The 26,761-nt window shown below is 63.0% G+C and carries 15 protein-coding genes; all 15 read right to left on the reverse strand.

Annotated features, from left to right (window positions below; translation table 11 throughout):
• Positions 1-135 precede the first annotated feature (135 nt).
• The 15 genes from ACGHP5_RS00610 to ACGHP5_RS00680 all read right to left on the reverse strand — a co-directional run bounded on the left by ACGHP5_RS00610 (position 136) and on the right by ACGHP5_RS00680 (position 26,741).
• The gene (locus ACGHP5_RS00610) at positions 136-1,242 is read right to left on the reverse strand and encodes a BT_3928 family protein (protein WP_295903516.1); all 1,107 of its coding nucleotides are present in this window, start codon (positions 1,240-1,242) and stop codon (positions 136-138) included.
• Positions 1,239-1,925 carry a dTMP kinase gene (gene tmk, locus ACGHP5_RS00615; protein WP_290531596.1) on the reverse strand — a complete coding sequence of 229 codons (687 nt, stop codon included), beginning with the start codon at positions 1,923-1,925 and terminating at the stop codon, positions 1,239-1,241. Before tmk ends, ACGHP5_RS00610 begins: the two co-directional genes overlap by 4 nt.
• 167 nt (positions 1,926-2,092) lie before the next feature.
• Entirely contained in the window at positions 2,093-3,313 is a 1,221-nt protein-coding gene (locus tag ACGHP5_RS00620; protein ID WP_390567836.1) for a SufS family cysteine desulfurase, read from the reverse strand.
• 3 nt (positions 3,314-3,316) lie between these two features.
• The gene (locus ACGHP5_RS00625; protein ID WP_337657678.1) at positions 3,317-4,138 is read right to left on the reverse strand and encodes a SufD family Fe-S cluster assembly protein; all 822 of its coding nucleotides are present in this window, start codon (positions 4,136-4,138) and stop codon (positions 3,317-3,319) included.
• Complete coding sequence (gene sufC, locus ACGHP5_RS00630) at positions 4,138-4,890, reverse strand: Fe-S cluster assembly ATPase SufC (protein ID WP_295903504.1); 753 nt, start codon at positions 4,888-4,890, stop codon at positions 4,138-4,140. Before sufC ends, ACGHP5_RS00625 begins: the two co-directional genes overlap by 1 nt.
• A complete protein-coding gene (locus ACGHP5_RS00635; protein WP_337657682.1) occupies positions 4,884-5,456 on the reverse strand; it encodes a flavodoxin family protein in 573 nt (190 codons plus the stop codon). The genes sufC and ACGHP5_RS00635 overlap by 7 nt, the downstream gene beginning before the upstream one ends.
• A gap of 8 nt (positions 5,457-5,464) precedes the next feature.
• Positions 5,465-6,910 (reverse strand): Fe-S cluster assembly protein SufB, encoded by a 1,446-nt coding sequence (sufB, locus tag ACGHP5_RS00640; protein ID WP_337771533.1) that lies wholly within the window; start codon positions 6,908-6,910, stop codon positions 5,465-5,467.
• Between the two features lie 139 nt (positions 6,911-7,049).
• Positions 7,050-10,025 (reverse strand): hypothetical protein, encoded by a 2,976-nt coding sequence (locus ACGHP5_RS00645; RefSeq protein ID WP_390567839.1) that lies wholly within the window; start codon positions 10,023-10,025, stop codon positions 7,050-7,052.
• Positions 10,026-10,055: 30 nt separating this feature from the next.
• Complete coding sequence (locus ACGHP5_RS00650; protein ID WP_390567840.1) at positions 10,056-11,945, reverse strand: RagB/SusD family nutrient uptake outer membrane protein; 1,890 nt, start codon at positions 11,943-11,945, stop codon at positions 10,056-10,058.
• A gap of 28 nt (positions 11,946-11,973) precedes the next feature.
• Positions 11,974-15,210: a TonB-dependent receptor gene (locus ACGHP5_RS00655; protein WP_295903489.1), complete on the reverse strand. Its 3,237-nt coding sequence runs from the start codon at positions 15,208-15,210 to the stop codon at positions 11,974-11,976.
• 234 nt (positions 15,211-15,444) lie between these two features.
• Entirely contained in the window at positions 15,445-16,656 is a 1,212-nt protein-coding gene (locus tag ACGHP5_RS00660) for a glycoside hydrolase family 105 protein (protein WP_390567841.1), read from the reverse strand.
• Entirely contained in the window at positions 16,653-21,032 is a 4,380-nt protein-coding gene (locus tag ACGHP5_RS00665; RefSeq protein ID WP_390567842.1) for a two-component regulator propeller domain-containing protein, read from the reverse strand. The genes ACGHP5_RS00660 and ACGHP5_RS00665 overlap by 4 nt, the downstream gene beginning before the upstream one ends.
• 141 nt (positions 21,033-21,173) lie before the next feature.
• Positions 21,174-22,862, reverse strand: coding sequence for a pectinesterase family protein (locus ACGHP5_RS00670; RefSeq protein WP_390567843.1), 1,689 nt, complete (start codon positions 22,860-22,862; stop codon positions 21,174-21,176).
• Positions 22,863-22,935: 73 nt separating this feature from the next.
• The gene (locus tag ACGHP5_RS00675; protein ID WP_390567844.1) at positions 22,936-25,062 is read right to left on the reverse strand and encodes a fibronectin type III domain-containing protein; all 2,127 of its coding nucleotides are present in this window, start codon (positions 25,060-25,062) and stop codon (positions 22,936-22,938) included.
• Positions 25,063-25,073: 11 nt separating this feature from the next.
• On the reverse strand, positions 25,074-26,741 hold the full coding sequence (locus ACGHP5_RS00680; RefSeq protein ID WP_295903474.1) for a glycoside hydrolase family 28 protein: 1,668 nt from the start codon (positions 26,739-26,741) through the stop codon (positions 25,074-25,076).
• Between the last annotated feature and the right edge of the window lie 20 nt (positions 26,742-26,761).

Below are 26,761 nucleotides of genomic sequence, written 5' to 3' on the forward strand. Positions count from 1 at the left end.
AAAAGTTGAAAATCCTTCTTCATTTTCTGCGCTCGTCACAGGCCGGAACCCAGGTTTCGGCTCTGATCTCACCAAACGAAAAAGTTGACACCGTTTCCGGCGTCAACTTTCATACCAGCGTCCCGCAGGAGGCCCCTACGGACGAATATCGCGACAATTCTTTTTAGACGTGATGGTTCCGTCGTCCAGCACGACGAGCCCGTTATCGGCGCGGAGCATGGTCTTCATCGTCGAGGCGTCGATGTTGTAGCACCGCACCTCCGCCGTGCCGAACTCGTGCCACGTGACGCCGTAAAGCGGATCGGGCGTCAGGCAGACCACATGCGCGCCCTCCTCGCGGGCGCGCTCCGCAAGCCGCGCCATACGCCGGGCGCACGAACGCGGAAGACGGTCGAAAGCCGTGACGCAGAGCATGTAAACCCGGCCCGGCATCGTCAGCACCTCCTCCGTGGCGTCGCCCTCGGCGTCGCGCAGGGCGAATTCGCTCACGAGGGGCCTCACCGTCGGGGCTTCGCTCGTGGTGCGGGTGTCGACCCACTCCCACTTCCCGGCGTCCTGCCACTCGGTGTCTTCCAGCGAGAACTCGCGTTCGCGGCCCGTCTGCCGGTTGCGGTAGACCAGCACGGTTTCCGACTCGCCGGGTTCGACGACGGGAGCCTGCATCGCCTCGCGGATATTGACCCCGACCTTATAGGGCAGGAAATCGATCAGCGGCAGGTGAATGTAACAGTAATAGCCGAGGTACATCGCCAGGAAGAAGAACGTGCAGGTAAGCACGATTTCCAGCGGCTTGAAGGCGAAAATCTTGTCGGGACGGTAACGCCACCACACCACGAAGGCCATCGGCAGCAGCACGACGTTCTTGGCGAACGTCTCCCACGGGGAGAGTTTCAGCGCCTCGCCGAAACATCCGCAGTCCTCGACGGGGATGATCGTGGCGCTCAGCAGCGTCAGCAGCGTGAAGAAAACCATCGACAGCACGGCGAAGATCGAGATCAGCCGGATGCGGACCTTGAACAGCAGCATGCAGCCCATCATCAGCTCCGCGCCGCACAGCCAGATCGAAAATGTCATCGCCGCAGGCTGGAGGTAGTCGAGTCCGTAGATCGAAAGGTATTCGTTGACCTTCAGCGCCGTGCCCCACGGGTCGATCACCTTCGTGAAACCCGAAACGATGAACGTGCAGGCGAGGATCAGCCGGCAGACGTTGGCCACGATCTTGAAAACCCGGGTCTTTCTCATCGCGCGTCGAGTATCGGGGCCAGCACGGCCCGTATTTTTTCGAAATTATGTTCGGGCGAATCCATCGCCCCCGACGGATCGCTGCAATCGACCACTCGCAGCGAATCGTCCTTCGCCGCCGCCGTGAGATAAACCTCGCGCACACGCCGCTGCAGGTCGAGGGCGTCTTCGTGAATGTCCCGGCTGCCCTGCAGGTAGTCGCGGTCGTCTCCCTCGCGGACCTCCGTGAGCTTTCGCTCGGTGAAGGCGAACGGCACGTCGAGGAACAGCGACAGGTCGGGACGCGGCAGGTCGTTGTAACCGAATTCCAGGTCCAGAATCCACTGCGCGAGGCGGTCGCGCCGCTCGCCGGCAGGAAGTTTCGCACACTGGAAACCCACGTTCGAATAGACGTAACGGTCGAGGATCACGGCTTTGCCTTCGGCGATCCACGCCCGGATCTGCGGACCGGCCGCCGCACGGTCGCCCGCGAAGAGCAGGGCCACCAGATAGGGGTCGACCTCGTTCACGCCGCCGAATTCGCCGCGCAGGAAGCGGGCGATCAGTTCGCCGTAAACCGGCGCGTCGAAACGCGGAAAATGTACGTAGGCGCTCTCCACGCCACGCTCCGCGAACAACTGGCGCAACATGCGGATCTGGGTCGACTTGCCCGCTCCGTCCAATCCTTCGAGTACGATGAACATAGGTCAGTAAGTTTTAATATCTCATAATCATTATCGGAGCGTCATTATGCTCCCGGTTGTCGCTGTCGCCGCCCCTGGCGGCGTTTGCAAATCAGGCCCACCCCCAACCCCCGCCTTGACGGGGGCTCAACCGCATCGCGACCGGAATATCGCCAAAACTTTCAACTCTAATTTCGAAGCATCCTCACCGCCCGTTCGACCCCCGCGGCCAGTGCATCGGCCTCGGCGAGTGTGTTGTACAGCGCGAACGAGGCCCGGCACATGCCCGTCGTTCCGTAGTGGTCCATCACGGGTTCGGCGCAGTGCTGGCCCGTACGGACCGCAATGCCCAGCTTGTCGAGGATCATGCCCATATCGTAGGGATGCACCCCCTCGACGTTGAATGACACAATGGCGCACTTGCCGGGCGCCGTGCCGTAAATCCGCAGTCCGCCGATCCCCTCCAGCCGCTCCGTGGCGCGGCGCAGCAGCGCCTCCTCGTGGGCTTCGATCTGGGCAGGGTCGAACCGCTGCATGAACTTCACCGCCTCCCCCAGCCCGATGGCGCCCACGAAATTGGCCGTTCCGGCCTCGAATTTCAACGGCACGGGAGCGTAGGTGGTCTTCGCGAACGTCACCGTGTCGACCATGTCGCCGCCGCCCATGAACGGCGGCATCCGTTCCAGCAGTTCGCGCTTGCCGTACAGCACGCCGATTCCCGTCGGCCCGTAGAGCTTGTGGCCCGAGAAGGCGTAGAAATCGCAGTCCATCGCCCGGACATCGACCCCGCCGTGGACCACGCCCTGACAGCCGTCGACAACGACAACGGCCCCCGCGGCATGCGCCGCTTCGACCACCGTCTGCAGGTCGGGCCGCGTGCCGAGCGTGTTCGACGCCTGCGTCACGGCCACCACGCGCGTCCGCGCGTCCACCAGTTCCGGCAGCAGGTCCGTGCGCAGCGCTCCCGTCTCGTCGAACGGAAGCACGCGGATTTCGGCCCCCTTGCGTTCGGCCAGCATCTGCCACGGCACGATGTTCGAGTGGTGTTCCATCTCGCTGACGAGGATGTTGTCCCCGGCTCCGACGAAGGCATCGCCCCAGGCGTAAGCCACCGTGTTGAGCGACGCCGTGGCGCCCGCCGTGAAGACGATCTCCTCCTTCGCGGCCGCCCCGACGAACGCGGCGATCCGCTCCCGGGCGGCTTCATACAGCTCCGTCGCCTCCTCCGAAAGGAAATGCACCCCGCGGTGGATGTTGGCGTTCAGGTCCCGGTGAAGGCGATCGACCGTATCGATCACCGTCCGGGGCTTCTGCGCCGTGGCACCGCTGTCGAGGTAAACCAGCGGCTTGCCGTAGACTTCGCGGTGCAGGATCGGGAACTCCTCCCGTATTTTTTCAACGTCGAACATTTCTCACAGGGTTTCGATTTTCGCCGCGGCCCGTTCCAGGATCGCCCCGCACAGCGGCTCGATGCCGCAACGGATCACCACGTCGCCGACGAATCCTTCGATCTGCAACCGCCGGGCCTGGGCTTCGCTCAAACCGCGCTGACGCATGTACAGGATGGCATCCGCATCCATCTGCCCCACCGTCGCGCCGTGCGAGCACTTCACGTCGTCGGCATAGATTTCCAGCTGGGGCTGGGTCGTGATGCGGGCCGTCCGGCTCAACAGGATGTTGCGGCTCTGCTGACGGGCGTCGGTGCGCTGGGCGTCGGGGGCCACGTAGACCATCCCGCAGAACTCGCCCACGGCACACCCTCCGGCAACCCCCTTGACGTAGGAGTTGCTGCGGCAGTCGGCGGCGTTGTGCGCCGTATGCAGTTTCAGCACGCAATGCTCTTCACCCGCGGCGAGGAACACCCCGCCCAGTTCGTTTTCGGCATCCGCGCCGTCGAGATCGATCCTGTACGAAGCGTTGGCGCCCGACAGCTGCACCGTCGTCAGACGGCAGCGGCTGCGTGCGGCCTGCTTCACCGAGACCTCGGCGAACGCCTCGGCCGTGAACAGTTCGGTCAGCTCCAGCTGCGCCCCTTCGGCCAGCTCCACCTCCAGCACCGACATCTCGGGAGCGGTGTGCAGCACGACGACCTGCGCCGAAGCGCCCGCCGCGGCCTCGATGCGGAGCTTCCGGGGATCGACCGCCGCGAACGGTCCGTCCCCGGCTCCGTCGAGCCGGAGCGCCTCGCCGTCCACGGCACGAAACCCGCGGATTATGTCGAGAATCGTCTCCATCACTTGTCGTATTCGTTGATCAGCCAGTCGTAACCCTCCTTTTCGAGCCGGAGGGCCAGCGACTTGTCGCCCGAATGGATGATGCGGCCCTTGTAAAGCACATGCACCACGTCGGGCACGATGTAATCCAGCAGACGCTGGTAGTGCGTGATGACCACCGTGGCGTTTTGGGGCGTATGCAGTTTGGTGACGCCCGTGGCGACGATGCGCAGGGCGTCGATGTCGAGTCCCGAGTCGGTCTCGTCGAGGATCGCCAGCTTCGGGTCGAGCATCGCCATCTGGAAAATCTCGTTCTTCTTCTTCTCGCCGCCCGAGAATCCTTCGTTCACGGCCCGCGAGGTGAGTTTCGACGAAAGTTCCACCACGGCGCTCTTCTCGCGCATCAGGCGCAGGAACTCGGCGGCCGAAAGCGGCTCCTCGCCGCGGAACTTGCGCTGCTCGTTGACGGCCAGCTTCATGAAATTGGCCATCGTGACGCCCGGAATCTCCACCGGGTACTGGAAGCCCAGGAACAGGCCCAGCCGCGCGCGGTCCTCGATGGGCATCGACAGCAGGTCGCGGCCCAGGAACTCGGCCGACCCTTCGGTGACGGTGAACTTTTCATTGCCCGCAAGCACCGAGGCCAGCGTCGACTTGCCCGAGCCGTTGGGGCCCATGATCGCATGCACCTCGCCGGCCTTCACTTCGAGGTCGATGCCCCGGAGAATCTCCTTGCCGTCGACCGTGGCGTGTAGATTTTTTACGCTTAACATATCTTTTTTGCCAGTTTTTTACATTTTTCAATCTCCCGGGGCGTCAGCGCCCCGCGTTTGCGGCATCCGCCCTTGCCGAAGGTCCCGGCGACCCGGAACCCGCTCCATTTCAGGATCTCGCGCAATGCGCGGAACACGCCGGTCGTCTGGCGGAACCACACGCTGAACGGATAGACCGTATTGCACGCGGCGACCAGCACGGCCCGCTTGCCCTTGTGCAGCGGGATCGGCATGCCGTTCTCCCGCTCGCCCATCATCGCATAGACCATCCGGTCGAACAGCACCTTCAACGCGCCGCTCATGTTGCCCCAGTAACAGGGCGACCCGACGATCAGCGCATCGGCCCCGCGGATGGCCTCCGCCGCACGGTGTGCATCGTCTTCGGGCAGCACGCAGCGGCCCAGCGAACGGCATTTCATACACCCGGTGCAGGGCCGGACCTGCATGTCGCGGACGAACAGCGTCCCGACTTCACACCCTTCGGGCAGTCCGGCGGCCACGTGGCCGAGCATCTGCGACACCAGCCCGCCGCGGTGCGGGCTTCCGTTCAGGACGACGACTTTCATTTTTCGCATCACCCTACCGATCCCTCCAGCTGCAACGCCAGCAACTTCTGCGCCTCGACAGCGAATTCCATCGGCAGTTTCGACAGCACCTCGCGGGCATAGCCGTTGACGATCAGCCCCACGGCATCCTCCGTCGAAAGGCCGCGCTGGTTGCAGTAGAACAGCTGGTCGTCGGAGATTTTCGAGGTCGTGGCCTCGTGCTCCACCACGCCCGTCGGGTTGCGCACGTCGATCACGGGGAACGTGTGCGCCCCGCATTTGTCGCCGATCAGCAGCGAATCGCACTGCGAATAGTTGCGGGCGTTCTCGGCGCCCTTCGCCACACGGACCATGCCGCGGTAGGAGTTCTCGCTCCGCCCCGCGGAGATGCCCTTCGAAACGATGCGGCTGCGGGTGTTGCGGCCGATGTGGATCATCTTCGTACCCGTGTCGGCCTGCTGGAAATTGTTGGTCATGGCCACCGAGTAGAACTCGCCGACGGCATTGTCGCCCGCAAGGATGCAGCTCGGGTATTTCCACGTGATCGCCGAACCCGTCTCGACCTGCGTCCACGACAGCCGGGCGTTCTCGCGGCAGATGCCGCGTTTGGTGACGAAGTTATAGACGCCGCCCCGGCCCTGCCGGTCGCCGGGATACCAGTTCTGGACGGTGGAGTATTTGACCTCGGCGTCCCGCTCGACGATGATCTCCACGACGGCGGCGTGCAGCTGGTTTTCGTCGCGCTGCGGCGCGGTGCACCCTTCGAGGTAGCTCACGTAGGCGCCCTCGTCGGCCACGATCAGCGTGCGTTCGAACTGCCCCGTGCCGGCGGCGTTGATGCGGAAATAGGTCGACAGCTCCATCGGGCAGCGCACCCCCTTGGGGATGTAGCAGAACGAGCCGTCGGAGAAGACCGCGGCATTCAGCGCCGCGTAGAAGTTGTCGGTGTAGGGCACGACGCTCCCGAGGTACTTTTTCACCAGTTCGGGAAAGTCGCGCAACGCCTCGGAGATCGAACAGAAGAGGATGCCCTTCTCGGCCAGCACCTCCCTGAAAGTGGTCTTGACCGACACGGAATCCATCACGGCATCGACCGCGACACCCGCCAGCGCCATCTGTTCCTCGAGCGGAATGCCCAGTTTGTCGAAGGTGCGTTTGAGTTCGGGGTCGACCTCGTCCATCGAGCCAAGCTGCTTTTTGGGTTTGGGGGCCGCGTAGTAGATGATGTCCTGAAAGTCGATCGGAGGGATCATCAGGTGGGCCCAGGTCGGAGGTTCCAGCGTCAGCCAATGGCGGTAGGCCGCCACACGCCGCTCGGTCATCCACTCCGGCTCGCCCTTTTTGGCGGAGATCAGCCGCACGACCTCCTCCGAAAGCCCCTTGCCGATGGTCTCGGTCTCGATGTCGGTGGTAAAGCCGTACTTGTATTCCTGCTCTCCGATATTTCCCAGTATGTCTTTTTCGTTTTCAGCCATTGTGAGCGAAATGATGTGCAAAGGTACAAAATTCCATTTACTTTTCACAATGCGCCCCTGCAAATCTGGTTCCGCAACGGTCAAACGGCAAAAAAGAGGCGCGGAACATTCCGCGCCTCTTTCATGCGAAGCCTTCCGGCTACTTGGTGTATTCGATAACGACCTTGCCGATCTCGATGTTGGTGGAAGTGTCGGTGAAGTCGATACGGAAATCGGCAGCATCGACACCGGCCGCCGCGAAATCGAAGGTAATCGTACTCGAATTCGTTCCCGTGGGTTCCGCAGCCGGCAGGACGGTCGACGACGCACCGTAACTACACTTCAGCAGCTCGGGCTTGCGGGCGGAATTGGGATAGATCGTGATCTTCCGGATTTTACCCATATCCGAAGCCGCCACATGGGTCTCGGCCTTGCCCTTGTTGAAATACCACACGATGTTTTTCGTTTCGCTGGTGCTGTAATAGATATTGCCCGTGAAGGTGATCGTGCTGGCCCCGGTATCGTCGGCCGCCGTCCATGTACTGTCCGTTTCTTTCCAGCTGGCCGGCAGGCCCGTGATGTTGGATGAGAGTTTCCCCGCCGTAGCCGAGAGAGTCATCGTGTAGTCGGTTCCCGGCCCGCCGGGGGTCGAGCCGCCGCCGTCGGAGACATACTCGATGCTGTAGAAGCGCAGACCGTTGATCGTGGAATAGATGTAGACCGTGGTTTCGCCCGTCACCGTGATATCGAATTCGCAGGTCGTAGGATCCCCGCTGCCCGTTCCGGCTTCTTTGCTCTGCGCTCCGGCCGCATCGTCACCGATCTGAACCGTCACGGCACGCCCGTCCGTAGCGGCACTGCTGCCTGTATTCGAAGCCACGACCTTCAGCTTGCCAGAAGCGGAAGCCGTGAACGAAAAACTGCGAACCGAAGCCGTGCCTTTGCCGCCGGTCTGGATATAACTGACGCCGCTGCTCGTTCCGCCACGGAAATGCGATCCGCCGGAGAGTATCCGCAGGCCGTCGATCGTCTCGTCGAGGTCGGTCAGACCGATGGAACCCGCCGCCGTGAGGCGTGCAATCAGGTCGCTGAAAGCCGGCGAGGAGAAATCCCATGCGAAGTCGTCGCCGCCCGGAGTCGAAGCCTCGGCAACGGTCAGTTTGGCCGTACCGGCATCGGAGGCCTGCGCCGAAGCGTCGGCGGGGTTGGCGACCACCGAAATCGTGTATTCGCCCGCGGCAAGCCCTGCGACCGTCGCGGCCGCGATCGTGTAGGAGGTTCCGGTTACGTTCTCGGAAGCTCCGCCGTTGAAGCTGACGTCATACGACGCAGCTCCTTCGACGGCCTCCCACGAAGCCGTCACCTCGGTCTGATCGCCTTTGGAGACCTTCGCCGGGGTGAACTTCACCGCGGGAGCCGCCAGTTTGGTGTCGGCGACCGTCAGCGCGGCGGTTCCGGCCGACGACGGTTTGTAGAGGTAGTCGGAAACGGCTGCCGCGGTGACGGAAATCGTATACGTACCGGGCTTGAGCGTGGCGACGGTGGCGGCCGGAACGGTCATCCGGGTCGCCGAAACGGTCTCCGAAAGGCGCACGACCTCCTCGGTCTCGCCGTTGAGCGTCGTCAGCGCAAGGCGGTAGGTGTAGGTCGAGGCGTTGGGAACGGCGGCCCACGAGAAGGTCACCTCGGTGTTGTCGCCCTTGGTCACGGAGGCGGGATCAGCCGCCACCACGGGAGCGTCGAGCGGCGTGGCGTTCTGCCCCGGAGCCTCCGATCCCTCGTACCAGCCGATACTGTAAATGTGATTGATCGTCGCGTCGGTCCAGATCGAAACCTTCGCCGAAGCCGGGATGCCCGGGCAGGGGATGTAAACTTTGCCGCGGTTGTCGGCCGTGGGAGCCTCGACCGGTCCGAAACTCTTGCCCAGCGCATCGACATAGGCGTAGAAGTTGCGGCCTGCGCCGTTGGCGTAGCAGTCGATGGCGATCACGCCCTCGCCCACGACGGAGAACTGCACGGCGCGCTGCGAGGGTGCCTCGCCCTCCTTGACGGTCGATTTGCCGCGCAGGTCGAGGTAGTTGTAACCGTAGTCGGCATCTTCGCGGATCTCGACGTTTTTACCCGAAGCGGCCAGGATCGTAAGGCCGTCGATGGTCTGGTCGGTCTCCCAGCTGACAGGCTGCCAGCCCGTCGTGAAGTCCCAGAAACTGGACTGCCCGAGGGTCGTGACGACGAGGTTGCCCGACTCGACACCGGCGATGTAGACCGAAATCGAATACTCGGTCTGCGCCTTGAGTCCCTCGAAGGTATAGGTGTGCGCGGCGATCTCGGCATCGGTCAGCGTAACATTGCGCTCATCGTCGCCGCCCTTCAGTACGAGGCTCGTAACCTGCTGGTCGGCGCCCCATGCAAGGGTGATCGTCGTTGCGCCCTTGTCGATCACCTCCACGTCGATCTTGTCCGAAGCGACGAACGAAATCGTACCGCGCACGGCCTCGTCGCGCAGCAGCTCGACGGTGTAGGAAGTGCCGGTCACAAGACCGGTCAGCTCGTATTCGCCGGCGGCGATCTCCGCGGACGACAGCTCGATCAGCCCCACGTCGGGCGTGACGTCGAGGTGCGTGACGTTCGAACCGGCGACCCAGCGCAGCATGGCCGTCGTGGCCGTCACGTCGCCGTCGCCCATCTTGCCGTCGTTGAGGAAGAGGTTCTCGACGCCCGTGGCGAACGCGCAGGTCGCGGGTTTCGAATCGGCGACGCCCGCACGCTGCGAGACGGCGACCAGTTCGGCGATCCATTCACGGTTGCCGGGCAGCTCCCGGAACGAGTATTCCATCGTCTTGACGGTGTTGCCGTCGCCGTCGAGCGGGGCGATGAGGTCCACCTGGTCGTAGACGCCGCCCTCGCCGTCGGCGTAGGAGAGCGTCAGCGTATAATCCGCGATTCCGGTCATGACCGTCCACGAGAAGGTCACGTTGACGTTGTTGGCCAACGTATGGGTGAAGTTCAGCGGGGAGAACTCGCGGCCGTAGGCAATGTCCTCGATAATCCCGTCGGGGTCCGAACAGCCGTGAAGCGACGCCGCTCCGGCGAAGAGCATCACGAACAGGACGAATTTATTGATGATCGTTTTCATGCGTTTTCTTGTTTTTTCCTTTTTCAGGCGCTATTGCACCGGGTAACCGTAGTCGTTGAACAGCATGCTGTTGGTGGTGATCGACTGCTTGAAAAGCGGCCAGAACATGTGCACGTCGGGATCGTATTGATAAATCATGTCGATGCGCGCCGTGGCGGTCGTGCCGCTCTTGATATACTCCTCCTCGGTCGATCCGTCGGTCTTCTTCGAGGTGAAGAGCGTCCAGCCCGTACCCTCGGGTTCGCCGGCCTCGCCGAAGTCGAGTCCGTGGAGCTGCACCGTCTCGCCGTCGTCGGCATACTTGTAGTAGACCTTCGAGCCGATAAGGCTGAAATCGTAGGTCTTACCCGTCAACTCCGAGGTGTAGGTCGTGTGGTCGAGCATGGCCTTCATCTTGCCCTTCGCATCGTCGAGCGACGCCTTGAGCAGTCCCCAGCGGATGAGGTCCTGCTTGCGGATCTGCTCGCAGCTGAATTCGAGCATCCGCTCCCGGTAGATGGCCTTGAACATATCGTCCTTCGAAGCGATGCCGTCGAGGTAGGTGTCGACCGCGTCGTTGGACTTGAATGCGCGGTAGCGGACCTTGCGCAGCTGCGTCTTGGCATAAGGAAGGTCGTTCAACTCGTTGGCGGCCTCGGCGGCCATCAGCAGCACGTCGGCATAGCGCATCACGATCGGCTTGATGCCGCAGTCGTTGCCCGAAATAACCTCGCTCATCCATTCGTAGCGGTATTTGCCGCTGTACCATTTCTGGATGTTCTCCAGCTCCTGCCTGCCGCCGTTCCAGCGGTAGGGAATGCAGGAGATGTCGCGGCGGCGGTCGTTCCTGTCGTACTCGTAGTAGAGCGTGGGAACCGGACCGATCGTGCCGCCGGCATTTGCCTTGCCGCAGTATTTATCCGCCGTGTAGTGCTTGATGGCGTAGTTGTTCATCCACTGGCCGCGGTTGTCGGCAAAGGGGATCACGAAAAGCGCCTCGCCTCCGGCGGCGACCTCGCGCTTCATCATGTCGCGCCAGATCTCCTCGAACGAGCCTTCCAGGCCCACGCAGGCATTCTCCTTGGCGATGACCTCCTTGCAGGCGTCGAGCGCCTTCGTGTAGAGGGCGTCGTCGCCCCACACCTGCCCGCTCTCGGTGAGCTTGCTGCGGCGGTTCGAGCCGACGCTGCCCGTACCGATCTGCCCCTCGTCGGGACGCTGCGAGTACCCGGCGGCCGAGAGGCACACGCGGGCCAGCAGGCCGTAGGCGAAGGCCTTGTTGACGCGGGTGGTGAGTCCCGTTTTACCGGACTCGTTGGGCCAGTAAACGTAATTCACGGCCTCCTCCAGGTCACCGATGATCTGCTGGTAGATGACGTCGCGGTCGCTCTTGGGCTTGATGACGTCGCCCGTCTCGCCGATGGGCTGGAAACGCGCGGGAACGTCGCCCCAGGCCTTGACGAGGTCGTGGTAATAGAGAGAGCGCAGCACCAGCGCCTCGCCCAGCAGGTAACGCATCCCGGCGTTGTTCTCCACGTCGCCGTACTTGCGCAGGCCGGCGATGGCCAGGTTGGCGTTCTCGATGGCGGTGTAGGCCAGGGCGAACTGGCCGCTGCTCTCGTTGAGCTGGCTGTTCGCATCGTCGTACGACGCGTTATAGGAGTAGATCAGCGTCTTGGTATCGGTGGGTTTGTCGGGCGACGCGCCTACGTACCACTCCGTGTCGCTGTTGCCCCCGTAGTAGACCAGCCAGCGGTTGCGGTAGGATTTGTCGACGCCGAACTGGCGGTAGATGTTCATGACGGCCGCCTCGGCATAGGTCTCGTTCGAAAACATGGTCTCCGAATCGGACGACGAGGACGAACGGGTGTCCAGCAGGTCTTCGCCGCACGACGCGGCCATCAGGCCGGCGCAGGCAAGGATATAGATTAACTTTTTCATCGTTGGATTGTTTTCTGTCGGTTAAAGGTTAGAAGCTGATGTTCGCACCGAAAACCCACGAACGGCTCTTCGGATAGGCCGAGTAGTCGACGTTGGGGGTCATGGGCGTCGAGCGGCGCGTGTCGACCTCGGGATCGAAGCCGCTGTACGGCGTCCAGCAGAAGAGGTTCGTGCCCGTCGCATAGAGGCGCACCTTGTTGATGCGCACCTTGCGCGTCCAGCTCGCGGGCAGCGTGTAGCCGACCGTCAGCGACGAGAGGCGCAGGAACGAAGCGTCCTCCAGCAGCCAGCTGTGAACGACCGTCTGCGGCATGTAGGGCGACCACATGCTCGTCGCGGCGTTGGCGGCAGCCAGCTCGGCGGGATCGGTGATCAGGGCGCCGGTCTGCCAGTCGACGTTGGTCCAGCGCTTGCCGAGGGCCATCGCATCCGAAAGGTTGCGGATGACGCCCTTGCCCGTGTACTTCTGCGACGAGGTGAACTCGACGTTGTTGGCGTTGAAGACCTTGTTACCGTAGGAATAGGTGAAGTTGGCGGCCACATCGAAACCGTAGGCATAGGCCGAGAGCGAGAAACCGCCCGTGAACTTGGGCTGCACGTTGCCGATCCTGCCCTGAACGGGCGTACCGTTCTCATCGCAGAGCAGTTTGAGCGAGCCGGGGCGCATGTCGCCGACCACGCCGGCGCAATTCGAGCCGTCGAGCGTCTGCCATTTGCCCGTCTGGTTGTAAACGTCCAGGTCGAAGTCCTCGACCTCGTAGCGGCCCAATGTCGTGTAGCCGCGGATGTCGCCGATGGCGCCGCCCAGCACGGCGTAGTAGTCCGTGACGTTGTTGTTCCAGCCCGACGACTGCGAATAGGTCTCCAGCCCGGCCAGGTCCATGATGCGGCTGCGGTTGAAGGCGATATTGGCGTTGAAGTTCACGCCCCACTTCGCCTTTTCGGCCAGAACGGCGGCCACCGACACCTCCAGACCGCGGTTGCGGATCGTACCGGCGTTGCGGTACTGGAAGCTGTAACCCGAACCCGAAACCGGATAGCGCATCAGAATGTCCTCGGTGGTGTTCTGGTAGACCTCGACCGATCCCGAAAGGCGGTTGCGCCAGAATCCGAAGTCGAGACCCAGGTTGTGCGAATAGGTGGTCTCCCACGTCAGGTTGGCATTGGCCATGTAGCTCTCGCTGGCCCCGTTGCCGTTGGGCGTCCAGTAGACCGGGTCGCCGTAGATGAAGCTGCTGCCCGTGCCGACCTCGTAGAGCTGCGTCAGGCCGCCCATGCCGGTCGGGATGTTGTTGTTGCCCGCCGTACCGAAGCTGTAACGCAGCTTGAGGTTGTCGAGCCACTTGAGGTCCTTCATGCCCCACTCGTCCGACAAGCGCCACGAAGCGGCCACCGAGGGGAAGTAGCCCCACTTCTGGCCCTTCGAGAACTTCGACGAACCGTCGCCGCGCATCGTGGCCGAAAGCATGTACTTGCCCTTGAAGTCGTAGTTGATGCGCCCGAAATAGGAGAGCAGGATGTCGTCGGCCGCATAGTTCATGTTCGACGAACTGGCGTTCGAGGCCGAACCCATGAAGGTCCACGCCTGCTCGGCGGTGTAGAAATCGGGCAGTCCGTCGACCCAGGTGTTGAACGTCCGCTGCTCGGTGATGATGTACTCCTGTCCCAGCAGCACGTTCAGGTGGTGATTTTCGTTCGAGATGAGCTTCCTGAAGTCATAGCTCAACGTATTGGTGTTGCGCACGCGGCGGCGCGTCACGTCGTTGTAGTTGGTCGAAGGGGTTCCCGGAACCGACGAACCCGAACCGCCGACCTTCGAATAATAGGTCGTAAGGCCGTAGAACGAATTGGTCTCCTGGCGGTAGTCCTCCATGCCGGCCTCGACCTTCAGGCGAAGGTCGTCGACGATCTCCCACGTGAAGCCCGCGTTGGCGTTCCAGTTGGTGCGCTCGCGCTTGCGGTCCGAATCCGAAACGGCGACCGTCGGCATCACGGCGTCCGAGGAGTTCTCCTCCAGGTCGTCGCCGCCCTCGATCTGGGCCTTCAGCGGAATAGGCGTGTAGAGCATGGCATTCTTCAGACGGCCCGTGGTCTGCGAACCCGAGTCGTTGAGCGAGTTGGCGCCCGCGCCGCGGACCTTGATGCGCGAATAGCGGATGTTGAAGTCGAGCGTGATGCGCTTGTTGGCCTTGAACTGCGTTTTCAGGCCCAAGTTGTCACGGCTGTAATTCGAACCGATCATGATCGCCTTGTCGTAGAGACGCGCATAGGTGGCGTTCCACTTGAACTTGTCGCCGCCGCCCGAAACCGTCAGGTTGTGGTTGAACTGCTCGCCCGAACGGCCGAAAAGCTGGTCCATCCAGTTGTTGCCCTTCACGCCGTCGTAGAGGTCGATGTCGGAGAACGATCCGAAGTAAGGCTCGTAGTTGTCCGAGACCTTGTTCTGGATGGCGGCCAGCTCGTACTGCCACTTGGCGAACTCCGAGGGGTTGAGCGCCTGCACCTGGTTCTTGCGGGCGATGTCCTTGAACCCCCAGTATACATTGTAGTTTACGTTCACCTTGCCCTTCTCGCCGCTCTTGGTGGTGATCAGCACGACGCCGTTGGCGCCGCGCGAACCGTAGATGGCCGTCGAGAAGGCGTCTTTCAGAATGTCGATCGACTGGATTTCCGACGAGGAGATGTCGCTGATGCTCTCCACGGGGAATCCGTCGACGATATAGAGCGGCGCGCCGTCCGACGAGAACGAACCCGCACCGCGCACGCGGATGCGGATTTCGGCGTCGGGATCTCCCTCCGTGGCCGTGACCTGCACACCGGCCATGCGGCCCGTCATCGCCTCGGCGACCGAGGCCACGGGCATCTGCTGGAGCGTCTCGGCATTCACCGAGGCGACCGAACCCACGACATCGCGGCGTTTCACGGTGGCGTAACCCACGACCACCACGTCGTCCATCGCCGTCGACTCGTCTTCGAGCCTGACGTCGATCTGCGTTTTGCTGCCGATGGCGATGCGCTGCGTCTTCATACCGATATAGGAGATCACCAGCGTCTTCTTCGAAGCGTCGGGTACGTTGAGCGTCCATTGCCCGTCGACGCCCGAACTCGCTCCCAAAGTCGTACCGTCAACGATCACCGAAGCTCCGATAACCGGTTTGCCCGCCGAATCCTTGACGACTCCTCCGATTTTCTGAGCCGCGGCCGTGGAGGCCAGACCCACACCCAGCAGGAACAACAGGGCGAACTTTAGAGTAAAGCTTTTCATATAAAAGGTTTTGGTTAATAATTAGGTTTTCGCTTTTTCCGTAAAAGGGGCATTTCCCTATACAAAAATAAATTGCCCCGGAGGATTCGATTGGTAATTTTTATCACTTCTCATGGATAATTTGTCAAACCGCTCCGAACGGCCCCGCAAGGCCCCGGGAAAAGGAAAATGGGGCAAAAAATCCTCCTTCGGCAGGAGGATTTTTCCGGAAAAAGAGAATGGTATGTCCGCGGATCAGAGAGTCTCCTGCGCAAGACGAATCTCCAGCGAAGCCCAGATAAAGGGTCCCACGCCCTTGCAGTCGTTGTCGATCACCGGCTCGGAGATGTAATATTCGAACGTGCCGTTGCGCATCTGCTTGCCGCCCAGGCCCGCCACCGAACAGCAGCCGGTCAGCGAGATCGTGCCGTCGGGATTCTCCTTCACGAAACAGTCGGCGAACTTTTCATACAGCCGCCGCGCCTCGCCGCCCAGCTCCGCGGGCAGGTAACCCAGCCGCACGCCCTTGAGCATGGCGTAGACGAACATCGCCGAGGCGGTCGATTCGAGGTAGTTGCCCTCGCGGCCCGGCTGGTCGAGCACCTGATACCACATGCCGGTCGCGGGATCGGCGTATTTCGGCAGCACCTCGTAGATATGGTTCAGTATTTCGACCATCGGCTGCGTCGCATCGTCGACGCCGAGGTATTGCAGCGTCTCGACGATGGCCATGGCGTACCATCCCATCGCGCGGCCCCAGGCATGGGCCGACTGGCCGGTGGCCCTGTCGCACCAGAACATTTCGCGCGAATCGTCGTAGGCGTGGCGGTAAAGCCCCGTGGCGGGGTCGTAGGTGTGCGCGGCCACGACGACGAACTGGTTCACGATGTCGTCGACAGCTTTCTCGTACCCGACCCCGGAGAGGTTCCGCGCGGCATACTCGGCGTAGAACGGCTGGGCCATGTACAGTCCGTCGAGCCACATCTGGTGCGGGTAGACCTTCTTGTGCCAGAAGCCCCCGTCGGCATTGCGGGGCTGCTCCTGCAACTGGGCGTAGAGCGTGTCGAGCGCCATCTTATAGCGCACGTCGCCCGTGCGGTCGTACAGTCCGAAAAGGGCGCGCCCGGGACAGACGTGGTCGAGGTTGTATTTCGTCTTCCTATAGGTCAGCACCTCCCCGCCGGGACGCACGATCGTGTCGAAATAACGCTCGGCATAGGCCGTGAACTCCTCAATGCCGTACATCCGGCCGGCATCCGCGATGGCGAGCAGTTCGAGTCCCGTGGTGTAGTTCCACTTCACCTTCCCCGCGGGAATGCCGTCGAGGTTCGTCGGCGAAGGGTTGCGGACGATTTCGCTCGCGGCCATGCGGACGGCGGGCGGGTTTCCGGATTCGTACAATGCGCCGGACGAGGTGCAGGCGGCGGCCAGCGCACACAGCGCGGCAGGGATCAGACGTTTTTTCATGCGGTCTTGGTATCTTCTTGTTTCAGGTTATGCGTCTTGAGGTATTCGGCGGGCGACATGTGGTACTGCTCGCGGAAACAGCGGCTGAAATAGCCCGGATCGGAGAATCCCACCTTGTAGGCCACCTCCGACACGGAGAACTGGCCCGTGCGCAGCAGGAGTTTCGACTTGGTGATGCGGTACTCCTTGATCAGTTCGACGGGCGACTTGCCCGTGAGGCTCTTGAGTTTGTTGTACATCGTCGTGCGGCCCAGCCCGAGGTGCGAGGCCAGCCGGTCGATCGTGAGTTCCGAGTTCTCGATGTTCTCGCCCAGCCACGCCATCACGTTCTTCATGAACTCCTCGTCGCGGTCGGTGACGACGACATCCTCGACCGCCAGTTCGACCACCTTGTTGCGGGCCGACTGCGAGGAGAACTTCTCGAAGAGCTTGCGCCGCTGGGTCAGCAGGTTGTCGATGCGGGCCAGCAGCAGTTCGATGCTGAACGGCTTGGTGATGTAGCCGTCGGCGCCGAACTCCATGGCCTTCACCCGGTCGTCGGGCGAGTGGCGGGCCGTGAGCATCACGATCGGGATGTGGCTCATCGTGAAGTCGTGGCGCACCTTGTCGATCAGTTCGATGCCGTCCATGCGGGGCATCATCAGGTCGGTGACGATGATGTCGGGCATCTCGCTGCGGATCTTTTCGAGGGCCTCGACACCGTCGTCGGCCTCGACGACGTAATAGGTGTCTATCAGACTGTTGTACATGAAGATGCGCAGTTCGCGGTTATCCTCGACCAGGAGGATTTTCTGCGCGTCCTTCGGCGGCGCGACGTCCATGCGGCGCTGGCTGTCGGCGGCCGTGAAGTCGCTGACCATATAGTCGTTGCGGCGTTCGCCCTCCCCCGCCCCGGCGCCCGTGAAGTCGATCTGCTCCATGCCGAAGTGGGCGTTGCCGAGTTTGAGTTTCACGGTGAAGGAGGCGCCTTCGCCCGGACGGCTGTCGACCGAGATTTCGCCGTGGTGCAGGGCCACGATGTCGCGGCAGAGCGAAAGGCCGATACCCGACCCCTTCATGTTGCTGTCCACGGCGCGCGAAGCCTGCGCGAAACGCTCGAAAATCACCCCCTGCTTGTCCTTCGGGATGCCGATGCCCGTGTCACGGACGGTGAGCGTCACGCTCTCCTCCTCTTCGCGCAGTGAAAGTATCGCTTCAATCCGACCGCCGTTGGGCGTGAATTTCAGCGCGTTGGACAAAAGGTTGTAGACGACGCTCTCCATGCGTTCGATGTCCACCCACACCAGCACCGAGCGGCGCGAAAGGGTGAACAGCAATTCGATCCGGCGCTCGGAGGCCATTTCGCGGAAATCGTCGAGGGCGTCCTCGACCAGCGGCACGAGGTCCACGCGCGAGATTTTCAGCTCCATCTTGTTCTTGACGATCTTGCGGAAGTCGAGCAGCTGGTTGATCAGCGTCAGCATGCGCTTGGCGTTGCGGTGGGCCAGCGTGAGGCTGTTTTCGCCCCGCGGCGTCAGGCTGTCGTGCTTCTTCACGTCCTCGATGCCGCCCAATATGAGCGTGAGCGGCGTGCGCAGTTCGTGCGAGATGTTGGTGAAGAAACGCAGTTTGAGGTCGGTCATGTTCTGCTCGACGCTCGCTTCGCGGCGGATGCGGATGACCGAACTGGCAATGCGCCAGGCGACGGCCGCCGCCGCCAGCGCCAGCAGGACGTAAAGGGTTTTAGCCCACCAGGTGAGCCAGGGGGGGGGAAGCACTTCGACCCCAATCGTGATCCCCTCGTCGGCGGCATCGGCATTGCCGACGAACGCCTTGACGTGGAACTTGTAGTCGCCGATCGGCACGTTGGAGTAGGCCGCGCGGTTGGTCGTCCCCGAGATGTTCCAGTCCTGGTCGTAGCCTTCGAGCTTGTACATGTACCCCACCACGTGCTGGATGGCGAAATTGAGCGATGCGAACTCCATGCGGAAATTCGAGAAATTGTAGGGCAGTACGATGCGGTCGGCCTCGGTCACCGACTCCGAGAGCGGCGAGCGGCGCCCCGCGACGACGGGGACGTTGCGCACGTCGAGCCCCGTGAAACGGAGGTCGTAGTCGATCTTCGCGGCACGGACCTCGTCCGGATCGAAGCGGTAGAGCTGGCGTCCGCTGCCGAAGAGCACGTCGCCGCGGGGCGAAGTGAGCGCCGTGGCCTCGCTGAAAACCGCATTGCGCATGTTGTCGTAGAGGTAGTAGTTCGAGAAAATCCCGCGCCGGGGGTCGAACCGCGACACGGCGTTGTGCGTCGAAACCCACAGGTCGCCCTGCCGGTCCTCTGTCAGGGCCATGCAGATATTGCTGGCCAGTCCCGACGATTTGTCGTAGCAGCGGAAACGCGGCGCACCGTCGGCGTCGTAACTCTCGATGAGGTTCAATCCGCCGCCGAAGGTCGCCAGCCAGATGCGCCCCCCGGAGTCCTTGAGCATGTGGATGATGTCGTTGTTGCCCAGCGATTTCGCATCACCCGGTATTTTCTGCATCAGCCGGAAGCGCATCAGCTTGGCGCTGGCCCCCGGGTCGAAGACCAGCAGTCCGTCGACCGTCGCGGCGAACATCCGGTCCGGGCGGTCGTAGAGCAACCACCGCACACGCCCCGCCTCGTCAAGCGGATAGTGCGTCATCAGGTTGCCGGCATGGATGAAACGGTGTCCCGCGGGGTCCTCCAGCAGGTTGATGCCCCCGCCGTAGGTCGCCACCCAAATACGGCCCGTACCGTCCTCCTCGACGCAGTAGATCTGGTCGTCGCTCAACGACCAGGCGTCCGCGTCGGAATGGGTGAAATGCGTGACCCGGTAACCGCCGCCCTCGGGCGTCATGCGGTAAAGCCCCTCGCCCTTGGTCCCGACCCAGATATTGCCCGAAGAGTCCTCCTTCAGGGCGTAGATCATCCCCGTGCCGCGGCGGCCCTGCGCCGGAAGCGTGTAGACGGGTTTGTTCGAGGCGTCGAAGGCGATCAGGTCGCCGTCGCGCGTGCCGACCCACATCCGTCCCCGGCTGTCGGTCATCAGGGCGCGGATTTCACCCGAAAGCGGGTCCGGGGATTTCGAGTCGAGGGTGAAGACCTCGGCAGGCTGGCGCAGCAGCACCGCCTTGCGCAGTCCGCGTTCGTTGTAGGTCGAGAGCCACAGCACGTCGTCGCGCACGTCGAAACGCACGACGGCGTTGGTCATCTGGCAGTTGGGCTGCTTGGGGTCGTTGTAGAACGGCTCGACCGTGTCGCGTTCGCGGTCGTAATAGCCGAAGCCCCAGTTGTTCATCTTGATCCACAGCAGGCCGCCGCCCTCGGCGATCTTGGTGATCGTGTCGAGGTTGTAGGAGACGGTGTAAGGCTCTTGCTCGAAGTGCTTGTAGTCGTCGGTCGAGGGATTGTAACGCGTGATGCCCGTCTCGGCCGAGGTCACCCATACGATGCCTCGGGAGTCGGCCGCGAGGCCGCGGATGCGGCGCGGACGCACCCCTTTGGGATTGAGCCGCGCGAGGCGGTCGCCCGCGACGCGGTAGAGTTCGCCCGAACGGCTCCCGGCGTAGACCGCGCCCCGCACCGAATCGGCGACGATGGCTGTCAGCGGAGCCGCGCCGCCCGGCAGGCGGTCGACTTTGCCGTTCTGCTTCCCGACGCGGACCACCTCGCCCGGCGTGGCGCAGTAGACGGATGCGGCGTCGGCCGTAAAGGCGAAGGCCGGAGCCGCCGTCTCGCAGAGCGTGCGTGCGGTGCGCTCCCCGGCGGCGATGTGATTCAGCTGCCCGTCCGCCGCGGCGATCCAGGCGCCGCCCCGGTCGTCGAGGTACATCGCCGCAACGTCGCCGCCCAGCACCGGGGCGTCGAAAAAGGCGTCCACACGCACGGGAGCGGCATCGGCCCCGTCGGCGAAGCGCGCCACGCCCAGCCCCGCGATGGCCACCCACGTGCCGCCGTCGCCATCGTGCAGGCAGTGCGTCATGCGGTAATGCTTCGAATCGACGCCGTCGATGAGCGACACCACGTCCTCGAACTGTTCGGTATAGCGGTTCAGACGGTAGACGTGGAGGTTATAGGTCGTGAACCAGAGATGGCCGTTCGAATCCTCGCTCACCGAGACGAAGCGGTGATGCGAAAGCGGCGAGAAGTCGCCCGGCGTGGTGCTGAAATTCTTGAAGGTATACCCGTCGAAACGGCTGACCCCGTACCACGTGCAGACCCACACGAAGCCGCGCGAATCGGTGTAGATGTCGGCGATGCGGTCGTGTGTCATCCCGTCCAGGGTGGAGTAGGTCTGAAAAAGGCACTGCGGGGGCGACGTCCGGGCGAACCCCGGAACGGCGGCGAGCAGCAAAAAGGTCAGCAGCAGTCGTTTCATAGTCATTTAACAAATCCGATCTCCAAGGTAGTAAAAAGAACGGACTATTCCAAAATCGAATTGCACGCGGTTGAGCAAAACGGCCCGGCAAACAACGCGTGTCGTTACGACACCAAATATACGAAAAATCGGATTCCCGATCTATTTTTCAAAGGCCGCGAGCACCTGCCGGACCTCTTTTTCGGTCAGCTGCCGCGACCATCCGACCCGGCTACGGGCTGCGGCCCCGGGGCCTTCGGAATGATATTCGGCATAGAACGCGGTCCGGTGCGCGCGGGGTTTGGACCAGTCGTGCCACCCTTCGGGCACGATGTGCGGTCCCAGGTGGCAGTCGACGAAGACAGTCTGCGCATAATCGCGCCACGGGCGGCCCAGCCAGCACCGCGTGACCCCTTCGGCGGCGGTCAGGCGGCAGTTGCGGAAAACGAAGCCCACGGGCTGTCCCTTGCAGGTCGAGGCCGCCGTGATGTAGGAATCGGCCTTCGAACGAATCTCGCAGTTGCGGAACAGCGCCGCCGCCGAGCCGAAAATAAAATCGGTCGTACCCTCGACATAGCAGTCGTCGAAGCGGATGCGAGCATTTTCCGTGACGGTCTCCCCGTCGCGGTTGCCGGCGCCGTAGAGGTAGAGCGTGTCCTGATTGCCGAGGAAACGACAGCCGATGAAGTGCAGTCCGGTGCCGAGGCACTGCACGGCGACCGCCTGCCCCACCCTCCCGGCGGAGTTTTCGAACGTCAGTCCGCGCACCGTCCAGCCATCGCCGCCAAAATAGACGGTCGAGGAGCCGGAAGTGCCCAGCGGATGCCCGGTAGGGCCGGTCCTGGCGGCGTAGTCGTCCCACGTCACGGTCACCGCGCCCCGCCGGCTCAAGGCGCCGGTTTCCGAAGCGGCCGCCGGTCGGTCCGCATCCGGCCCAATTCCGCGCACCCCCTCGAGTATGACGTTGCGCTTGGTGGCGGGAACGACGACTTTCTCGCGGTAGACGCCTTCGCAGACGAGGATGCGGGTCGTATCGCGGCAGAAGTCGGGAACGGCGGCCACAGCTTCGGTCAACGTGAAGAAGTCGCCCGAGCCGTCCTGCGCGACCACGAAATCGGAGTGTGCGAGACGGCGGCCCAGTTTCGGAAGCAGCTCCGGAAGCCGTGCGGCGATCATCCGCGCCACGGCGCGTGCGCCGCGGACGTTGAGGTGGGTGTCGTCCCGCCGTCCGTCGGGCCAGCGGGGGCTGGTCCCGGGTTCGACCCACATGTAACAGGCCCGCGACGCCTCCTCGCCCAGCGACGATACCCACGCACGGGTCAGCCGTTCGGCGTCGATCAGCGGCGTCTTCTCCGCTGCGGCCACGCGGCGCACGGCGTCGGCATAGGGTCCGTGGGTGTCGTCCAGCGCACCCCCGGTGAAGTGCCGCCGGACAATGGGTGTCAGCAGTACGGGAATACCTCCCTTTTCCCGCGTTTCGCGCACATAGCGGCGCAGATTTTCGGCATACCGCTCCGGAGAGGCATAGCGGGTAGAATCCTGCTGTTTCTGGTCGTTATGCCCGAACTGGATGAAGACGTAGTCGCCGGGCTGCAACTTTCCGTAAACGGCGGCCCAGCGCCCCTCGTCGCGGAACGATTTGGTCGAACGCCCGTTCGTGGCGTGGTTCTCGACCCGCACCGAAGCGTCGAACAACGGCCGGAACAGCTGCCCCCAGCCCCGCTCGGGATTCTGCTTCGCAAGGTCCTTCGTGGCGCAGGTCGAGTCGCCGACCAGGTAGACGCGCAGCGTCTGCCCGCAGGCAACCGCGGAAAACAACACGCACATTATCAGCAGGAAAAACCGTTTCATCTCAAGCAACGTTTTAAACGGCGGGCGGGAGGCGCTGCGACCTCCCGTCTGCCGCCGGCCGCGACCGGATCAACTATTGTAAAGCAGTATAGGAGCCTCCCTTCACCTGCGACAGCGTGACGTCGCGAACCAGGTAGTGGAAGTAAACCTCGATGTTGGAATAGAGCTTCTGCGGGTCGAGCGTCGTGGCTGCAGCGTCGGAAGCGTCCTTCGGGTCGAGTCCGAGCAGTTCCTCGTAGTAATCGGGAATGCCGTCGCCGTCGGTATCCACCGCGGCCCGCGCGATCTGGTCGGCGGTCGCCGTGAGTTCGGGCCAGCCTCCCACGGCCGCCTGCGAGTCGATCAGGCCGCCCGTCGAGCCGTTGCCGCCGTCGGGAAAGGTCGCTTTGCCGCTGCGGGCGTCGGTCTCGGCCCGCTTGTCGACGGCATCGCGGCAGAGCGAAGCCCCGGCGTAGGACAGCACGGCGTCGAACGCCCCGGCCGCCGTGTGCGTCGTGGTGTGGCACACCGTCGCGTCGCCGGCTTTGATCGAAAGCGGCGCGGAGAGACGTCCGTCCGTGGTCGAGGGGTCATTGCCCTGCGGATGGTAGTAAACGCCGCTCCACTGATCGCCGTTGATCGAGGAGGCATAACTGCCAGCATGGTAGTTACCCGACATATAGAGCCGGGGATAGGCCGAACCTACGTTCGAAGAGGAGTTGTACCAGTAGGCGTCGACGAAGTATTTTTTCTCCTTCGATGCCGGGCCGGGCTTGTAGTAGTTGTTCACGATGTTGAACGAGCCGTCCTCGCCGCCGTAGGTCGTATTGCTGCCCCAGTTGTAGATCACGTTGTTGCGGTAATCGACATTGCCGCGGTGCGTCGAGAGGTAGCTGCCGTAGATGCCCGGATGGTCGATGCGGGCGTTGCGGCTGTCGTGGTTGGCCAGCAGGTTGTGGTGGAACGAGGCGTTCCTGCCGCCCCAGATACCGCCGTAGCCGTGGTCGCCCTTGCCGTGGGCCGATTTGCGCAGGCTCTCGGTCAAGAGACACCACTGCATCGTGAAATTCTGATTGGCGTAGAACGAGGCGCACTCGTCGATGGACCACGACATCGAACAATGGTCGAGGATGATGTCCTTGTGGTAACGGCCCCAGATGGTGTCCGAACCGTCGGAGAGATTGCCGCCCGTATTGAGGTCGCCCAGGCGGAAACGCATATAGCGGATGATCACGTTATCGGCGTCGACCACGACCGTGCCGCCGGCGATGCAGACGCCGCCGCCCGGGGCGGTCTGCCCCGCAACGGTGAGGTTGCCGTTCCGGATGCGCAGGTCGCTCGTCAGGTGGACCGTGCCGGCCACGTCGAAGACCACGATGCGTTTGCCCGAAGCCTCGGCGGCGGCGCGGAACGAACCGGCGCCCGAGTCGTTGAGGTTGGTGACGTGGTAGACCTTGCCCCCGCGGCCGCCCGTCGTGTACATGCCGCCGCCCTCGGCGCCGGGGAAGGCGCGCAGCACGCCGTCGTTCTCGTCGGCCAGGGGAAGCCCCAGGTCGACGCCGGGATCGACGGACGAACGGTCGGTGGTGAAGGCTACCGGCTCGGAGTAGGACGAGTCGTCACCCTCCTCCTCCGCAACCGCTTTCACGCGGAAACGGTAGGCCGTATTGGCCGAAAGGCCCGTCAGTTCAACGGTCGTCCGGATCGTCGCGGCGGCCCGGCAGGGAGCCGCATCATCCCCTTCGTAAAGCTCGTAGGCGTATTCCGCCGCCCCGGCGACCGCCGTCCAGGAGAGCGTGGCCGAATCGTCCGACTTCTCGACGAGCCGCACCGCGGGAGTGCCGAGCATGTCGCCCGAGAAAACCACGAAATCGGAGAACTCCGAGTCCTGCCATTCGGCGGAACCGAGCGGAGCCGCGGCAAGCACGCGGAAACGATAGGAAACACCCGTCTCCATTTCGAAACGCTGCGACCCGAGGCGCGTCGTGGCCGATTGCAAGGGCGCCGCGGCGTCGCCGGCATAGAGTTCGAAGGTGAAGCGCACGGCCTCGACCGGCTCGGAGATGCTCCAGCGCACGGTGGCCGTCTGGTCCGAAACCGAGACGGTGACATCGGGCACGGGAAGGGTTTTCACGTCGGGAGCCGCCGCCGTGGAATCATCGCCGCAACCGACGGCAAGGGCCAGCATCGCGGACAACAGTAAAATATCGGTACGAATCATCGCGGATCGGTTTATTTGATTGCTACATACTGGGCCGCACCCTTCGGCAGCGAAGCGTTGGCCCCGGTGATCTGCGGCGAGGAAACCTCGATCGAGCGGTTGCGGCTTCCCGTCACGACGAGCGCGCGCTCCAGCCCTTCGGGGCAGACGAAGCCCTCGGCCGAAAGATTCTTCACGTTGTTGAGCATCAGCGCGGGACCCTGCTCGGGGACGATCTGCACGTCGCGCAGCACGACATCCGAAGACTCGTTGATCTGCGCGCCCGTCGCGGCGTAAATCTGCGTGTTCTCGACCGTGACGCGCTCGACGTTCATCTCCGGAAGTCCGTTGAAATACATCGCGCGCCGCGCGCCGCGGCACCACACATTTCGGATATGGATGTCCCGGAAGGCCGGCGTGGTCTCGTCGACGGGTTTCGGGGCGAGGTCCGCAGCCTCGGCCCCGCCGTTCTCGGCAAGCGCCTCGGAAGCCGACTTGCCGCCGTAGAAAAGATCGAACAGCAGCGGTTCCTGAAGGATGTCGTTCATGGCGATGTCCTCGATCCAGATGTTCTCGACCACCCCGCCGCGGCCGCGCGCCGACTTGAAACGCAGCCCCACGTCGGTCCCCGAGAAGGTGCAGTTCGAAACCTTGACGTTCCTGACGCCGCCCGACATCTCGCTGCCGACGACGAACCCGCCGTGGCCGTGGAAGACGATGCAGTTGTCGACGAGGATATTCTCGCACGGAATGCCGCGGTCGCGGCCCGCCTTGTCCTTGCCGCTCTTGATGCAGATGCCGTCGTCGCCCACGTCGAAGCGCGAGTTGGTCAGCACGACGTTGCGGCACGACTCGATGTCGATGCCGTCGCCGTTCTGCGCATAATCGGGGCACCGGACCGTGATGTCGTTGACGATCAGGTTGGTGCACATGGCCGGATGGATGTTCCAGCAGGGCGAATTCTGGAAGGTGACGCCCTCCAGCAGGACGTTCTCGCAATGGTGGACGGCGATCATCACCGGACGCAGGAAGTCGTGCATGCGCTCGAAATCGGCGCGGGTTTTCGCCCACGTCGAAACGTTCTGGTCGGCGCCCGACGTGGCCCCGAACTTATAGCTTTCCGAAGGATACCACGTCTTGCCGTCGTCGGAGAGCACGCCGCCGCTTTTGACCAATGTCTTCCACTGGCGGGGATTGAGTTTGTCCTGCTTCACGGCGCGCCACGCATCGCCGTTGCCGTCGATCACGCCGCGGCCCGTGATGGCCACGTTTTTCACGCCCCGCGCCGAGATCGGCGACTGGCAGCGCAGCGTATTGAGACCCTCGAACGTGGTCTCGACAAGCGGATAGAGCGTCTTGTCGTCGCTGAAAACGATGACGGCGTTCTGTTCGAGGTGCAGTTCGGTATTGTCTTTCAGTTCGATAGGCCCGGTAAACCAAACGCCTTCGGGAACGACCACACGACCGCCTCCCCGGGCGGCCAAGGCGGCAATGGCGTCGGCGAAGGCCGCCGTATTGAGCGTATGGCCGTCGCCCGAACCGCCGAAATCGGCGACGCTGACCGTATTCGAAGGAATCGCAGGCCGGGCGACCTGCGGCATCTCGAACGGGAGGTTGCAGGCCGGGGCGTGTGCGCGGCATCCTGCGGCGGCTGCCAGGAGTGCCGCGGCTGCGCAAATCGTCACTTGTCTGAAGTTCATAAGAGAGGTAGTTTTATTCG

It is taken from the genome of Alistipes sp. i18-0019-D1, assembly GCF_042852885.1.
GTDB lineage: Bacteria > Bacteroidota > Bacteroidia > Bacteroidales > Rikenellaceae > Alistipes.